Genomic DNA, 15312 nt, shown 5'->3' with positions numbered 1-15312 from the left:
GTCCGCCGTCGTTCACGACGCTTTCGATTCAGCCGGGGCGCCGATGAGACGCGCATAGGCAGTGAGATAGTCGCGCGCCATCCTGTTGGCGGAGAACCGACTTTCGAAGACGGCGCGCACCTTTCGCCGGTCGAGTTGCAGCAAGGCCGGCACCGCGGCGACCGCGGCGTCGAGAGAATCGACGACAAATCCGGTAACGCCATGGTCGATGACTTCCGGCAACGCACCGCAGTTCCAGCCGATGGTTGGCGTACCGCACGCCATCGCCTCGATCGCGGCAAGGCCGAACGGCTCGGGCCAGTCTATCGGAAACAGCAGACCAGCGGCATTGCCGAGGAATTCAGTCTTCTCACTCTCGGCGATCTCGCCGACATAGTCGATGCGGTCGCCATCGATCAACGGCTCGATCGTCTCATGGAAATAGGCGCGATCATCGTCGCCGATCTTGGCCGCCAGCTTGAGTTTCATGCCCGAGCGCAAGGCGATGTCGATGGCCCGGTCCGGCCGCTTGTCGCGCGAAAGCCGGCCGAGAAAGGCGAGGTATGGTTCGCCTGCCGCCGTCTCGAAGGTCGGCTGATAGAGACCCGTCGGCAGCCCGTGATGGATGGTGGCCAGCCAATTGGCATTCGCAAGCCCGGTCTTCTGGCTATGCGAGATCGAGATCAGCGGAAAGCGCGGAAAACGCTCATAGGCTGGCGCCAGATCGACATAATCGAGCCGGCCATGAGGCGTTGTCACCGTCTTGTCCGGCATGGTCTCGAAGAACGAGAAATGCAGGAAATGGCTGAGATGAAAATGAATGATATCAAAGTCGTGGGCTCGGTTCCTCACATCGGCAAGCATCGCAAGATGCGCCGCCGTGTCCGATTTCAGCGGGCGCGGATCGAGGCGTAGCGCGCGTTCGCGACCTGGTATCAGTCTGGCCGACGTCCGGCTGTCGCCGCTGGCGAACAGCGTCACCTCATGGCCGAGTTCGACCAGCCCTTCGGTCAGATAGGAAACGATGCGCTCGGTGCCGCCATAGAGAAGGGGTGGCACCGATTCGTGCAAAGGGGCGACATGGGCTATGCGCATGGTTTGAACGTGTCCCTCAAGGCAATCACGAGAGCGAAATGCATCAGCCGGCCTAACGTTCCGGACAAAAGCGGGCGTCGGCAACCCAAGCCCACCAGCGCAGATTTTTTTGCAATAAGCGGAACAAACGCGCCATCCGCGAATTTAGTAGGGTTGGTTCGCGCTGCGGCCGACCAGGGAGAGAACAAAATGGACCGCTTGCATTTCTTTACGCCCGTGCGCATTGCGCGCGGGCAGGGACACCCCGTCGAGGAAGTCGATAGCGTTGCCGAAGCGATGGTCTTTTTGCAGAAATGGCCATTGGGACGGCGTGGGCCTGTGTATCAGTGCGCCGTGAATTGCTGCTCCGCGGCCCTGTCGGGCAGAATGTCGGCCGAAGCAGCCAGGAAGGCGTTTACGGGCTTTGCCCGCATCACCCGGCTGCTCGATGATGACATGGCCCTGCCGATGGGCGGCGAAAGCATGGCGGAAGTCCACGCGCTGAGGCGCTAGGCGCCGGTCCAGCCATTTGGCTATTGAACACCCGGGCTTTGGCGGCGCGGGCATCATCTTTTCCGCACCGGAGTATTCCGGCGCGGCCCTTCACCTCATGGGCCACACTGTGCTTTCATGCGGCGTTTCGCATGACCGGTGGGTGACGACCATCCACAGGCGGCCCGAACGTGGAGGGGTAGACAATGCCGAGACTGATCCTGGGAACACTCGGCGCTATCGTCATCGCCCTCATCTGGGCGGTCTTTGCCAGTTTGATGGGCGCGCCATCGATCGTGATCACGGTCGGCGCGGTCGCCATTGGGGCCGGCGTCTACACCTACGTCGACCGACGCTCGACTTGACGCGTCCCCGGTCTGCCGCGCGCTCGACCAATTGCACGCCGGTGTTTGACGCGCGCGGCAGTCGCGGCGGGCATTCTTCAAGGATGAGCTTGCTGGCCGCATAGAGAGCCAAGGCGCAGACAGGGCGCCACACGTCGGACCGGGCTCCGCGAGAACTTGGGAGAGATCGTCAAAGATCTTTCAATCCGGCCAATGTAGATCGAAACGGCGAATCTGTGGATTTCCGGTGGAACATCGTCGCCTCGAAACACTTCGGGCGTTGCACTGCCCCATCAGTGCACGTTCCCTTGTTCTGTTGGAACTGGCCGGCTGCCGAAAGGTGGCCGGCTTTTTTGTATATTAGCGGAACCTGAAATTACGGGGCTTGTTCTGCATGCGGCAGCGAGCCCCTCGCTGCTGGTCGAGGGCCGTAACCCTTGGCCGGGCCCGCATCGCTCCGCCAGTGGTGCGGGCCCACGGCCTCCGGTTTTTCCGGGCGTCTCGACTCGCTGATCCTCACCCTGGTCCGGCTATGCATGTCACTCAAAAAAAGGCTCGGTTGTGAGACAATGACATGCACACGCGGCGCGCTTTAGCACAATCATTCACAAAGCCGTGGGTTCAACTGTTGCTACCCTTCTTGGCTGGATTGTGCGAATGATGACTGTCCTTTTCACCGCCACCCCCTGAAACTCGGCTTTTGGATCGACGGTCTTCATCCGCCGGGGGTTTGTTGACCTGCAGGGGTTTTCTGGCGTTCTCGTGCGATGCGCCTGGCCCGCCCTGCCGGATCGTGTTCGGGTGTTTCTTCGATGTGGACATGATCACCGATCCTGCTGACGGCCCTGATGAGTGGTGTTGACCTTGGTGTTGGCTTGCTGCCCTTGGCGCTCCGGATCCGGCGCTCCGTGAGTGCCGTGCTGGGCATCATCGTGGCTAACCTGTCGCCCTTCTCCTCGACCCTTCTGGCTCTGGTTCTCAGGCGGCACGGGCGGCATTTTGCTCGACATCTGCATCTCCTTGGGTTGGTATCGTGACTCAAAACCGTGATCGTGGGGGGAAGTTCCGTCTGCTTCGTCAGCACCTGTGATTTCGGTGCCGACGGAATCTGACTCCCAACGCGGATTTCAACGAACGGCAGCGGCCCGCCCGCGTCGCCCCGCCAGTGGTGCGGGCCCGCAATATAAATCCTAAGCCTGGGCTGCTATCGCAGTTTATTTCGAGCTTCCGGCGACTTGCGTAGCGGCCACAGTGGCTTTCAGGAGAGCAGCGTGTTGTATCCGGTCGATTTGGAGCGACCGAAATACAGTGCTTGACCACGTTGCTGACATGATCGGTGACGAGCGCGGTGTCGCGCCTGGATCGCGGCAGCAGCCTCTGGTCCGCTCTCCCCGCAGCTGGTGGCAGCTAAAACGACGTCAAAAGACCTAAGTCTCTTTGATCGCCCTCGCTGCTCGCACGAGCGATGACCAGTCAGCTCCCATGGCTGCGACAAGGTCTCGAGCATCTTCGTCTGATATTCCGGTACGGTCTACGAGCTTCCGTGCCAGCAATTCGAATGCCAATTCTATGATCGTCATAGCTCAGCCCTTACGAGAGTACCCGTGACGATAGCTTGCAAATGGGTCTTCCGCATTTGCACATGTTAAGCGACCATCACGAATGTCTCAGGTACCGCAGAATGTCTGCAGGACGCGCTCATCCGGGCGTGGCGGCTCAGCATAGCGTTCCATTCCCGGCTGCTCATCGAAGGGACGGCTGACGACTGCCAGGATCTCCTCGAACGGTGTGAAGTCGCCGCCCAACGCCGCCTGGATCATCGCCTCGATGCGATGATTGCGGGGGATGAATTTGGGATTGACGGATTGCATGGCCGCCCGGCGCGTGGCCGTGTCGGCTGCTTCGCTTGCAATGCGCTGGCGCCACCGCGCCGACCAGGCATCGAATGAGCCTGGATCCTTAAACAACTGCCGCGCCGTGCCTTGGCCGTCCGCAGCGTCGAGGTCATCGCCCAGGCGCCGGAAGCCGAGCGTAAAGTCCGCTTCGCCGCGAGCCAGCACATCCAGACAGTCGGCAGCGAGCTGCAAGTCGCCTTCCGCTTCGGTCAGCAGTCCGAGTTTTCTGCGGAAGCCGCGCTGCAACACAGCCTCATAAGAGGCCTGGAACGACCTCAGCACCTCTTCCGCTTCAGACACTGCTTCATTCTCGTCCGTGCTCATGAGCGGCAGCAGGGTCTCGGCAAAGCGCGCAAGGTTCCATGTGGCGACACGAGGCTGGTTGGCATAGGCATAGCGGCCGGCGCGGTCTATCGAACTGAACACCGCGCTGGGGTCATAGGCGTCCATAAAGGCGCATGGGCCATAGTCGATCGTCTCGCCCGAGATCGACATGTTGTCGGTGTTCATGACGCCATGGATGAAGCCGACCAGCATCCAGCGCGCCACCAGATCCGCCTGTGCGGCGACAACGGCCTCCAGCAAAGCCCGGTACGGCCGTGCTTCCCCCGCCAGCTGTGGGAAGTGACGCTGAATGGCATAGTCGGCCAGGATCTTGAGCGCCTCGGTGTCGTGGCGCGCGGCGAAATATTGGAACGTGCCGATCCTGATATGGCTTGCCGCCACCCGTGTCAGGACGGCGCCGGGCAGCCGGACCTCGCGATAGACCGGGTCGCCGGTGAGCACCGCCGCAAGGCTTCGCGTCGTCGGAATGCCGAGCGCCGCCATCGCTTCGCTGACGACATATTCGCGCAGGACAGGGCCGAGTGCGGCGCGGCCGTCGCCGTTGCGCGAGAACCGCGTTGGTCCGGATCCCTTCAGCTGGATGTCACGGCGAATGCCGTTGACGTCCACCACTTCGCCAAGCAGCAGAGCGCGCCCGTCGCCGAGCTGAGGCACGAAGCTTCCGAACTGGTGGCCCGCATAAGCCAGGGCGATTGCCTGCAAGCCTTCCGGAAATTTGTTGCCGGCCAGCATCGCCACTCCATCCGGGCTGGTAAGCAGGTCGGCATCGAGCCCGAGTTCCTCGGCGAGGGGCCGGTTGAACCGGATCAGCCGCGGTTCGGACACCGGCTTCGGATGTGTTTGCGCGAAGAAGCGCTCCGGCAGTTGCGCATAGCTGTTGCTCAGGGCGGGAAGCCCCATCTGAATGACCGGGGTTTGTTCAGCAGTCGCAGGTGACGTCATGACGAGCTGTCTCTGAAGAGGAGGGGTTCAACAGATCCCGTTTCGAGGAGCCTGTGTTCATTTGTTCATATAGGGACGCAACGTCGTTGGTGCCATCCGGATCCATCAGGCCGGCACCGGATACAAGCTGGGAACCACCCGCCTCGATTTTCGAGGTTCGGGCTGCCGTGGGACGACGGGCCGTGGCGGAATCCAGAGCTGACCCCCGCATCGCCACTGTCTCCGAACTGAGCACCCGGCAATCTAGTCAGTGCGGGCGTGCAATGCCGGGGCGGCGTCTGCCTTGGTTGGCAGCGGCTCTCTCGGGGCCGCTCCCGGCGACGATGTTGAACCCGGTTCGACTCGTTCCTCGGCGATAAGCCGGGCGCCACGCTCATAGGTCAGGTAGCGCCAGAGCCACTGGATCGAGACCTGAACGCGGTGCTGAAAACCGACGAGCAGATAAACATGGATGAGCGCCCAGGCAGACCAGGCGAACCAGCCTTTCAGTTTCAGCCTGCCCGATTCGAACACGGCAGCGTGGCGGCCGACAATGGCCGTGTTGCCTCGATTGCTGAAGGCAAAAGCCGGCAGCGTGTCGCCAGTATCTATCCGGCGTGCCAGTGCCATGCCGAGGTGCTCGCCCTGCTGCTTGGCGACCTGGGCAAGACCTGGCAATGGCTGGCCGTTCCCATCGAGGACCAGTGCGACGTCGCCAAGCGCGAAGACATCGGGATGGCCGACGACCTGCAGGTCGGATTCGACCTTCACTCGACCGCCGCGGTCGAGCCCGACACCAAGCTGGGCGACCAGCGGAGAAGCCGCCACCCCGGCGGCCCAGAGCGTCAAGGCCACCGGGATCACCTGGCCGCCGACGGTGATCTGATGCGCTTCGATCGCCTCGACCCGGTTGCCGAGCGCGACCTCGACGCCAAGGCTTTCAAGGCGCAGACGTGCATATCTGGAAAGCTCCGCGGCGAATCCGGCGAGCAGACGCTCGCCGGCTTCTACCAGTATGATCCTTGTCTTCTCGGGCCGGATGTTGCGGAAGTCGCGCGCCAGTGTGTGCCGGCTGAGTTCGGCGATCGAGCCCGCCAGTTCGACACCGGTCGGGCCGCCGCCGATAATGGCGATCGTCATCAGCCGGGATTGCTCGACTGGATCGGTGGTCCGTTCCGCGTGCTCGAACGATAGCAGCAGCCGTGACCGGATCGTGCGCGCGTCCTCGATGGTCTTCAAACCGGGACAAACCCGAGCCCAGCTCTCCTGGCCGAAATAGAATGGCTGCGAACCGGTGGCCAAGACCAGGATGTCGTAGGGGACCGTGGTCCCATCGGCCAGCACCAGTATCCTGGCCTCGGTGCCGATCTCGGTGACATCGCCGAAGAGGACCTGAACCGAGGGATAGCGGCCCAGGATCTTGCGGATGGGCTCGGCGATATCAGGCGCCGACAAGGCGGCGGTTGCAACCTGATAGAGCAAGGGCTGGAACAGGTGGTGATTGTGGCGGTCGATGATCGTCACTCCGATTTCCGCCTTGCCGAGCGCCTTGGCAACCTCCAGACCGGCAAAGCCTCCGCCGACCACGACGATACGCGGTGTCAGGCTCCGGCCGTGGCTGCTCTCGGTGGCGAACTGCATGCTTGATACTCCCCTATCCCTGTCCGGAAGTCATAGCCTGGCAGGAGTGCCTCGCTGCTGGCTGGAGCTACTGCTCATTCCGGCGGCATCGGTCCAGGCGAGGCATCCGGCAATGACAGGCGTCGTGCTGACCACAAGGGCGCCGCGCGCGTGAAGGGATACCAACCCGCGCCATGAGACGCGGTCGACCGCCCAGATGGCGCCGCTGGCGTCGACCCATTTGAGATGGGCGTCGGCGACTTCAACGGCCCGCATCATCGCCGCCGGTTCCATCCCGGCCCGAAAGACGATGATGGAATTGGCGGCACCGTTGAAGAACGGGCCGGCGCCGGCTGCCAATCCCGCGAGCAGGACGATGCTGGTAAGCGCTGCCGAAGCACCGCGTGCCGGTCCGCCGCGGTTGGGCAGCACCAGCACCAACACAAGCGGCACGATGCCGAAGATGACCAGCCACGCAATATCCCAGGCGAGCGGCAAGTCGCTGTTCATCTTGATCCGGTGCAGACCCAGCAGCCAGTGAAACACGACGGCATCGACGACATGCCAGACGCCGAACCCGGCGAAGGCGAGCCGCAGGATCTCCGTGGTGGTCCCGGGCCGCGTGCCGGCCGCCCTCGCGGCCACCAGCAGCACCGTGCCGGCGACGGCGAGCACATACATGAAAAGATGGAAGAGGCCGTCGGCCATGATCTGGAAGCGCAGGTCGGAACCCACCGGATCGGCGACGCCCGAGAGAAGATGATGCCATTGCAGGATCTGATGCAGGACGATGCCGTCGAAGAAACCGCCGAGCGCGAAGCCGAGCAGCAGCCAGCCGGCTCGCGTTCTCGGGTCGAGTGTCGCGGTGATCGCGTCCATGTCAGGACCACCGGCTCCAGGCCGGGGCGTTCAGTTGCCTGCGCACCGACATGTCCGGCGGCATGGGGTCATGGAGACCATGACGCGCCTCGAGCCAGAAGGCGGATATCAGCCCACCAACCACCGTCGTCAGAACCAGTGTCGCAGCAATTATCGCCAGCATGGACGTCGATCCTCAGCCGCGCAGGGTCGGCCGCGCGGAACCTAACAGCGGCTTCCGTGGAATGTTCCTGGCTGTCGGTTCGGTGGAGGGAACAATCAAGTTCCAGCACGGTTCGATGCTGGCGACGGACGGCTCAAGCGGAGAAGGTCATGAACGAATATACGGCGGCAGATCCGGGCGGTCTCGACGGCCATCAGCCGAGCGGCATCACCCGATGGCTGTTTTCGACCAACCACAAGGACATCGGCACACTCTATCTGGTCTTCGCTTTCATCGCGGGGGTGATCGGCATGCTCTTGTCGGTGAGCATGCGAATCGAGCTGCAGCAACCCGGGATCCAGTTTTTCCCCGGACTGGCGTCGATGATCTACGGTTACCAGGGCGACGCGGCGATCGACGCCGGCAAGCAGCTTTACAACGTCTTCACCACGGCCCACGCGCTGATCATGATCTTCTACACTGTGATGCCCGCCCTGATCGGCGGCTTCGCCAACTGGATGGTTCCGATCATGATCGGCGCCCCCGACATGGCCTTCCCGCGCATGAACAACATCTCGTTCTGGCTGCTGCCGCCGGCATTGATGTTGCTTTTATTGTCGATCTTCATGCCCAGCGTCCCCGGCGGCTATGGCCCTGGGACCGGCTGGTTCCTGTACCCGCCGCTGTCGACCTCCGGCCATCCCGGTCCCGCCGTGGATCTGGTCATCCTGTCTCTGCACATTGCGGGCGCCTCCTCGATCCTGGGAGCCATCAACTTCATCACCACCATCTTCAACATGCGCGCGCCGGGGATGACCCTGCACAAGATGCCCCTGTTTGTGTGGTCGATCCTCATCACCGCCTTCCTGCTGCTGCTGGCTCTGCCGGTGCTGGCCGGCGCCATCACCATGCTCCTGACTGATCGCAATTTCGGAACCACGTTCTTCGCGCCGGACGGCGGAGGCGACCCGCTGCTGTACCAGCATCTCTTCTGGTTCTTCGGCCACCCGGAAGTCTACATCATGATCCTGCCGGCGTTCGGCATCGTCAGCCAGGTGATCTCGACCTTCTCGCGAAAGCCGATCTTCGGGTATCTCGGGATGGTCTACGCAATCGTGGCGATCGGGGTGATCGGCTTCGTCGTCTGGGCCCACCATATGTACACCAGCGGGATAGGCCTCGACACGCAGCGCTACTTCACCTTCGCCACGATGGTGATCGCAGTGCCAACCGGGATAAAAGTGTTCTCCTGGATTGCAACCATGTGGGGCGGCTCGGTCGGCCTGCGGACGCCGATGCTCTGGGCCCTCGGCTTCATATTCCTGTTCACCGTAGGCGGGGTGACGGGCGTTCAACTCGCAAATGCCGGCCTCGACCGTGAACTGCACGACACATACTTCGTCGTCGCGCATTTCCACTACATACTTTCACTGGGAGCGATCTTCGGCATCTTCGCGGGCTGGTATTACTGGTTTCCGAAAATGACGGGATATCTCTACAATCCGCTTCTGGCTGGGGTCCATTTCTGGACGACCTTCGTCGGCGTGAACCTCGTCTTCTTCCCCCATCACTTCCTTGGATTGGCGGGCATGCCGCGTCGCTATGTCGACTATCCCGACGCATTCGCCGGCTGGAACATGGTGTCCTCGTATGGATCGTACCTGTCGGCCGCGAGTGTCGTGATTTTCCTCTTCGGCATCTTGGAAGCTTTCTACCGGCAAAGAGCCGCCGGCATGAACCCATGGGGGCCAGGAGCTACCACATTGGAGTGGGAGCTGACCTCTCCACCCCCTTTCCATCAATGGGACAGGCTGCCGCAAATCAGATGAGGCCGGGTTGTCGAACTCCTGTGCGCAAGCCAGCCCGGTTCGCCGCTGAGGCGAACTTCAGCCTGCCGGTGGCAGACGTTGGCTGCAGCTGAGAACCGGATCGCTATCTGAAGCTGATTAACAGCACAGCGAACAAGCTTGCGAGCGCGACTGCCCAGCAGAATAACCAATTGGCGATCAGAAGAAGCGATTTGAGCACGGTGGCATGGCAGTAATCTTCGATGATCGATTGCATTCCAAGCCGCATGTGAACGCAGCTTACGAGAATGAAGCCAATAAGGGCTGGCGCGACATAGATCGATCCTACGACGCTGAGGACGGCGTCTCGAGGCTCACCGACCAGCATTATAACGACCGCGACGATGTAAATGACAAGGATCAACAGGGCAGCAGATGTCAGCCGCTCCAGCATGAACGTTTCGGTTCCGTGTTTCGCCGATCCAAGGCCCCGCACTCGAGCTAGCGGAGTTCTGATTGAGGGTCTGTCAGCCATGGCGTTTCCCCAAAATTACTTGGTTGCCTTGCGCGCAACTCAAGCTGTTGCTGTTTCGATGCCCGGGCCGTCGGTGCCGACGGATAGTGGGCAAGCACGGTCTCCAGTCGAGCAAGGCGGGCTTTGTGGGCGTTCAGTTCGTATCCTGAACGCCATCCAATTTGCCTGGGTCTGCCATCTCTGCATAGCTCGCTTTCAAGCAGCGAGATACGAAGGCGGACCGCGTCGATCTCCTTGACGAGCGCGGCCTTCACCGATTTTCGACTCTGCATGGCTGTAGTTCCGGTGCAAGGATGGTTCCAAACCTGACGCGTCTGGAAATGTTCCCGGGTGCCGAAGGCGTGCTGAAGATTAATGCCTCAGTGCTGGACCCGCACAATGGGTCGCCATGAGCTAAAGCCGGGCACTAGCTCAACGGCCGCGATGTGCCCGGCGAATGCTTGTGAAAACGAGCGAATGCCTGGCCCGCCTCGTCCCGAGAGATAAGTAGCCCTCAGAACAGCGACCGCACGTGGCCGAGATGACCAGAGGGTGTTCTTGGTCCAACATATGTTAACGGCCACTTTTGTTTCTCTCTCCTGCAAAAATATTTGGGCTGAAAGGCCGGGAACTAACCGATCCTCCGGATGTTGCGGAGTTAGTCAGGAGAAACGGACTATGTCGGACCAAGAAATTCATCGGGGCGCCTCGCGTTTTCGCCCTATCCGCGTCGTGGACGCCCGCGTGTTTCGCGGGCCGCACCTCTATAGCATGACGCCAATGGTCCAGATTCGGATCGACCTCGGAGCCCTTGAGGCGTTCCCGACAGACAAACTGCCCGGGTTTTCCGAACAAATCGTCCGACTGTTGCCCGGCCTTGCGGGCCATGGCTGCAGCTATGGCGCCGCCGGCGGCTTCGTCCGCCGCATGCAGGAAGGAACCTGGCTCGGCCACGTCGTCGAGCATGTCGCCCTGGAACTGCAGAGCATGCTCGGTCACCGGGTGACACGAGGAAAGACACGGTCGGTCAAAGGCAGTCCGGGCACTTATAACGTCATGTTCGCCTACAAGGACGAGCTTGTCGGGCTGCTCGCCGGGCGCGTCGCGCTCGAACTGGTGGACAGCCTGCTGCCGGCCAATCTCCATGGTGTCGAGGGGCTCGGCGACATTGCGGAAACGCAGGGGCCATTCGAGTTCGCAGCCAGGCTGCAGCAGCTCAAGCTTCTGGCCGCCGAGCGTGCCTTGGGGCCTACGACTGCTTCCTTGGTGCGCGAGGCCGAGAGGCGAGGCATTCCGGCGGCGCGGATCGACGACAGCAGCCTCGTGCTGTTTGGTCACGGAAAGCATCAGAAGCGCATCCGCGCCAGTTGCAGCGACCTCACTTCCGAGATTGCGACCGAGATCGCCTCGGATAAGGACCTGACCAAATTCCTGCTGCAACAGGCCGGCCTGCCGGTGCCACGCGGGGAGCTGGTGCGATCGGCGCAGGACGCAGTCGCGGCGGCAGCACGGCTGGGCTACCCCGTGGTCACCAAACCACTCGATGGCAATCATGGAAGCGGCGTCAACATCGGTCTGGCAACAGAAGACGAGGTCCGCTGGGGCTTCGAACAGGCGCGAGAACACAGCCGTAGCGTTATCGTCGAGCAGCATTTCGTCGGCTCGGACCACAGGATCCTGGTGATCGGCGGAAAGGTGGTGGCGCTCGCCGAGAGGGTTCCGGCCCATGTGGTCGGCGATGGCCGGAGTTCTGTCGCCGAGCTCGTCGAGGAGACGAACCGCGACCCGCGGAGGGGAGAGGGCCATTCCTCGGTATTGACCCGCATCGAAATCGACGAATGCGTCGAGCATTTCCTGTCAAAATCGCAGCTCGCCCTGGCGAGCGTTCCAGCGCCGGGCCAAAAGGTGCTCTTGCGGCCCACCGCCAATCTCTCCACCGGTGGGACCGCGATCGACCGGACGGAAGAAATCCATCCCGAAAACGCGCTGATCGCCAGGCGGGCGGCACAGATCGTCGGTCTCGACATTGCCGGGATCGACTTCGTCTGTCCCGACATCTCACGGCCGGTCAGCGAGACCGGCGGCGGCATCATAGAGGTGAATGCCGGTCCTGGCTTCCGCATGCATCTCGAACCCTCGTCGGGGCGCGCCCGCAACGTCGCACGGCCCGTGCTCGATCTTCTCTTCAAAGGCGGCAAGGACGGCCGGATTCCGATCTTCGCGATCACCGGGACCAACGGCAAGTCGACCACTGCCCGGATGCTGGCGCACATCCTGCAGGCGAATGGCGCAACCGTCGGGCTCACCTCGACCACCGGCGTCTACTTGAACGGTGAACGAATCATGACGGGGGACTGCTCCGGTCCGCAGAGCGCCAGGATCGTGCTGCGCGAGCCGGGTGTCGATGTCGCGGTGCTGGAATGTGCGCGCGGCGGCATCCTGCGCGAAGGGCTTGCCTTCGATGCATGCGATGTTGGCGCGGTTCTGAACGTCCACGGCGACCATCTCGGGCTGAGGGGCATCGACACGATCGAGGACCTGGCGGAGGTGAAATCGGTCGTGGTCGAGTCCGTCCGCCGCGGCGGATGGAGCATTCTTAATGCCGACGACGTCCACACGTCCGCAATGTCGCGAGATGCCGGAGGCAGGATCTGCTACTTCTCGCTGGCGAGCAGGAGCGAGTGGCCCGGCTTCTTGCGCAACCACCTGGCGGAAGGCGGCCGCGCCGTGACGCGGGAGCCCAGCAGCGACGGCTGGGACATTTTCATCCACGAGGATGGGGAATCGATGTTCTTGATGAGCGTCGACGAAATTCCCGCGACCTTCGAGGGTTCGGCCGAATTCAACGTTGCCAACAGCCTGGCAGCCGTCGCCATGGCGCATTGCCACGATGTTCCGGCGGCAACGATCCGGGCGGCGCTGGCCGAGTTTGGCACCTCGTTCGAGCAATCTCCCGGTCGCCTCAACGTCTTCGACGGGCATGGTTTCCGCACCATCGTCGACTATGCGCACAATCCGGAGGGGCTGAAGGCGCTCGGAAAGCTCGTTTCCCACATGAGGCGCGGCTATCAGCGCACGATCGGCCTTGTCGCCATACCCGGTGACCGCCGCGATTGTGACATACGCGAGATGGGCGCGATCGCTTCGCGGATATTCGACGTCATCGTCTTCAAGGAGGATGAGCAGGAGCTGCGCGGCCGAGCCCCCGGAGCGATCGCCGGCTTGCTGCGGGAAGGTGCCTTGAACGCCGGCTGCGCCCCAGGCCGCATACACGCCGTCTGTCCCGAGAAGGAGGCCGTCGACGTGTGTCTCCGGCTTGCTCGGGAGAACGACCTTGTCGTGCTCACCGTCGACGACGTTGAAGCCGTGTGGCGGCAGGTAACCGGCTTCGGAGGCGCGACGCCTTCGAGGGGAGGGCCCGATCAGACCCATATTCGCCATCTGAGGGCTGGCTGATGTGGTCGCTGATCCTGCACGGCGGCGCCAAGGAGATCCATCCGCAAGAGGAGGAGGCGCATCGCAACGGATGCATCGAGGCGCTCGAGGCAGGTCGGGCCGTCCTGGCCGGCGGCGGAACGGCGGTCGATGCCGTGGAAGCTGCCGGTCGCGTCCTCGAGGCCGACCCGACATTCAATGCGGGATATGGAAGTGCCCTCAATTCGGACGGCGAGGTCGAGATGTGCGCTGGCCTGATGGAGGGCAGGGACTTCAATGTAGGTGCCGTCGCAGTGATCAAGGGCGTGCGCCATCCAATCAGTGTCGCCAAGGCCATGCTGCATGAGGAGCCGATCCTGCTGGCGTCGGAGGGGGCCCGGCGTTTCGCCGCCGACAAGCAGCTGGAACTTTGCGATCCGGCGGATTTGATCACGTCGCAGCAGCGCGACGCCTCCAGCAAGTCTGAGGCGAAGGATACGATCGGTGTGGTTGCCCTGGATCAATACGGGGACATCGCCGTGGGCACTTCGACCGGCGGACTGGACGGCAGTGCTCCCGGTCGTGTGGGGGATTCTCCGCAACCCGGCTGCGGCTATTATGCCGACAACCGGTTGGGAGCCGTCGCCTTCTCGGGAGACGGTGAGCATATCGCGCGAAAGGCTCTCGCGGCCCGTGTCATGCAGGCACTCTCGGCGCGGCAGGCATTGTCTTCGGGACAGGCTGAAGGCGGCCTGGAGCAGGTGCTGAATCCCGCGCTCAAGGAAGTCGAGGCGATCGGCGGCGAAGCCGGAGCCATCGTGCTTACCGCGACCGGCGTGTCTGGATGGGCGCATAACAGCAAGGAGTTCGCAGTCGCATTCATGACCAGCGAGGACAACCACCCACACGTTTTCCTGCGCAAGAAAGACGTGGACAAATGACCGACAAGAAGAAAAAGCGATCCTCGAACGGTAAAGCCGGAACGCTCGTCATCATCGGCGGCCACGAGGACCATGATGGCGATCGTGTCATCTTGAAGGAGGTGGCGAGCCTGGTTCCGAACGGCCGCCTGGTGCTTGCCACCATCGCGTCTCATGAGCCGGATGGCTATCTCGAGAAGTATCAGAGGTCCTTCGGTGAGCTGGGCATCAAGGATGTCATCGAGCTCTACGTCAACGACCGCCTCGAGGCAGCTCATGAAAAGAAAATAAGTGCGCTCGCAGACGTGAGTGCGGTGTTCTTCTCCGGCGGCGACCAGCTCCGGATCACCAGCCAGATCGGCGACACGCCCATCGACGAGCGGGTGCACGAAATCTATGAAGCCGGAGGCGTCATTGCCGGCACCTCCGCGGGCGCGTCGGTCATGAGCGACACGATGATGGTGAAGGGGCCGAACGCAGCGTCCTTTCGGATCGGCCACATTCGCATGGCGCCGGGACTGGGCCTGCTGCCGAACGTCATTATCGACCAGCACTTTGCGGAACGGGGCCGCATTGGGCGGCTCATCGGGGCGGTGTCGCAGAACCCGCGCGTCCTCGGCATCGGCATCGATGAAGACACGGCGATCGTGGTGAAAGGCGAGATGTTCAAGGTCATCGGCAGCGGCGCTGTCTATCTGGTCGATGCAGCCGGCGTGACGCATTCCAACATCGCGGAAGGTGAGCCTGATGCCGCCCTTTCCATCCATGATCTGAGGGTTCACGTGCTGAGCTCAGGCGATGCGTTCGATCTCGCGCTGCGACGACCGGTGGGGATTTCTTAAGACTTCGCCGCACTCAAGCTGATGGTGTGGCGCGGTCCGCGTACCGCGAAAACCGCATATATGAAGCAGTTCTCCTATTTGAAGTCGCCCAACCAGGATTGTTGCGTTGTGGCAGGCCCGGCAGGATTACGGACGGCCTCTCGT

General features: G+C 62.3%; 14 protein-coding genes. 6 read left to right on the top strand and 8 right to left on the bottom strand.

Annotation, left to right across the window (positions count from 1 at the left end; genetic code table 11):
• Window positions 1–12: 12 nt before the first annotated feature.
• A complete protein-coding gene (locus NKJ18_RS11660; protein WP_023672687.1) occupies window positions 13–1074 on the bottom strand; it encodes a glycosyltransferase family 4 protein in 1062 nt (353 codons plus the stop codon).
• On the opposite strand from NKJ18_RS11660, the gene NKJ18_RS33000 reads away from it, so the two are divergent.
• Both NKJ18_RS33000 and NKJ18_RS11650 read left to right on the top strand, forming a co-directional pair.
• A complete protein-coding gene (locus NKJ18_RS33000; RefSeq protein ID WP_373432840.1) occupies window positions 1060–1566 on the top strand; it encodes a DUF982 domain-containing protein in 507 nt (168 codons plus the stop codon). The genes NKJ18_RS11660 and NKJ18_RS33000 overlap by 15 nt on opposite strands.
• Before the next feature lie 185 nt (window positions 1567–1751).
• Window positions 1752–1910 carry a hypothetical protein gene (locus tag NKJ18_RS11650; protein WP_023672685.1) on the top strand — a complete coding sequence of 53 codons (159 nt, stop codon included), beginning with the start codon at window positions 1752–1754 and terminating at the stop codon, window positions 1908–1910.
• Between the two features lie 600 nt (window positions 1911–2510).
• On the opposite strand, the gene NKJ18_RS11645 is transcribed toward NKJ18_RS11650, so the two are convergent.
• The 6 genes from NKJ18_RS11645 to NKJ18_RS11620 form a co-directional block, all read right to left on the bottom strand.
• Window positions 2511–2711, bottom strand: coding sequence for a hypothetical protein (locus NKJ18_RS11645; protein ID WP_081725396.1), 201 nt, complete (start codon window positions 2709–2711; stop codon window positions 2511–2513).
• Window positions 2712–2713: 2 nt separating this feature from the next.
• The gene (locus NKJ18_RS11640) at window positions 2714–2899 is read right to left on the bottom strand and encodes a hypothetical protein (RefSeq protein WP_023688550.1); all 186 of its coding nucleotides are present in this window, start codon (window positions 2897–2899) and stop codon (window positions 2714–2716) included.
• Between the two features lie 657 nt (window positions 2900–3556).
• The gene (locus NKJ18_RS11635; protein ID WP_352758259.1) at window positions 3557–5029 is read right to left on the bottom strand and encodes a protein adenylyltransferase SelO; all 1473 of its coding nucleotides are present in this window, start codon (window positions 5027–5029) and stop codon (window positions 3557–3559) included.
• 285 nt (window positions 5030–5314) lie between these two features.
• Complete coding sequence (locus NKJ18_RS11630; RefSeq protein WP_352758258.1) at window positions 5315–6691, bottom strand: NAD(P)/FAD-dependent oxidoreductase; 1377 nt, start codon at window positions 6689–6691, stop codon at window positions 5315–5317.
• A 30-nt stretch (window positions 6692–6721) separates the two neighbouring features.
• Window positions 6722–7549: a DUF2243 domain-containing protein gene (locus NKJ18_RS11625; RefSeq protein WP_352758257.1), complete on the bottom strand. Its 828-nt coding sequence runs from the start codon at window positions 7547–7549 to the stop codon at window positions 6722–6724.
• 1 nt (window position 7550) lies between these two features.
• Window positions 7551–7712: a hypothetical protein gene (locus tag NKJ18_RS11620; protein WP_023710465.1), complete on the bottom strand. Its 162-nt coding sequence runs from the start codon at window positions 7710–7712 to the stop codon at window positions 7551–7553.
• A gap of 149 nt (window positions 7713–7861) precedes the next feature.
• Here NKJ18_RS11620 and ctaD point away from each other — a divergent pair, with 149 nt between their 5' ends.
• On the top strand, window positions 7862–9520 hold the full coding sequence (gene ctaD, locus NKJ18_RS11615; RefSeq protein ID WP_023710466.1) for a cytochrome c oxidase subunit I: 1659 nt from the start codon (window positions 7862–7864) through the stop codon (window positions 9518–9520).
• A gap of 103 nt (window positions 9521–9623) precedes the next feature.
• On the opposite strand, the gene sdhD is transcribed toward ctaD, so the two are convergent.
• Complete coding sequence (gene sdhD, locus NKJ18_RS11610; RefSeq protein ID WP_027050929.1) at window positions 9624–10013, bottom strand: succinate dehydrogenase, hydrophobic membrane anchor protein; 390 nt, start codon at window positions 10011–10013, stop codon at window positions 9624–9626.
• 657 nt (window positions 10014–10670) lie between these two features.
• On the opposite strand from sdhD, the gene cphA reads away from it, so the two are divergent.
• Genes cphA through NKJ18_RS11595 form a run of 3 tightly spaced genes read left to right on the top strand, consistent with a single transcriptional unit; the run spans window position 10671 to window position 15168 of the window.
• Window positions 10671–13448 carry a cyanophycin synthetase gene (gene cphA, locus NKJ18_RS11605; protein WP_352758256.1) on the top strand — a complete coding sequence of 926 codons (2778 nt, stop codon included), beginning with the start codon at window positions 10671–10673 and terminating at the stop codon, window positions 13446–13448.
• On the top strand, window positions 13448–14347 hold the full coding sequence (locus NKJ18_RS11600; protein WP_352670573.1) for an isoaspartyl peptidase/L-asparaginase family protein: 900 nt from the start codon (window positions 13448–13450) through the stop codon (window positions 14345–14347). Before cphA ends, NKJ18_RS11600 begins: the two co-directional genes overlap by 1 nt.
• A complete protein-coding gene (locus tag NKJ18_RS11595) occupies window positions 14344–15168 on the top strand; it encodes a cyanophycinase (RefSeq protein WP_023696171.1) in 825 nt (274 codons plus the stop codon). The genes NKJ18_RS11600 and NKJ18_RS11595 overlap by 4 nt, the downstream gene beginning before the upstream one ends.
• The last annotated feature ends 144 nt before the right edge of the window (window positions 15169–15312 follow it).

This window comes from Mesorhizobium sp. M0217 (assembly GCF_040321955.1).
Lineage (GTDB): Bacteria > Pseudomonadota > Alphaproteobacteria > Rhizobiales > Rhizobiaceae > Mesorhizobium.
This window is presented reverse-complemented; position numbering and strand designations above follow the sequence as displayed.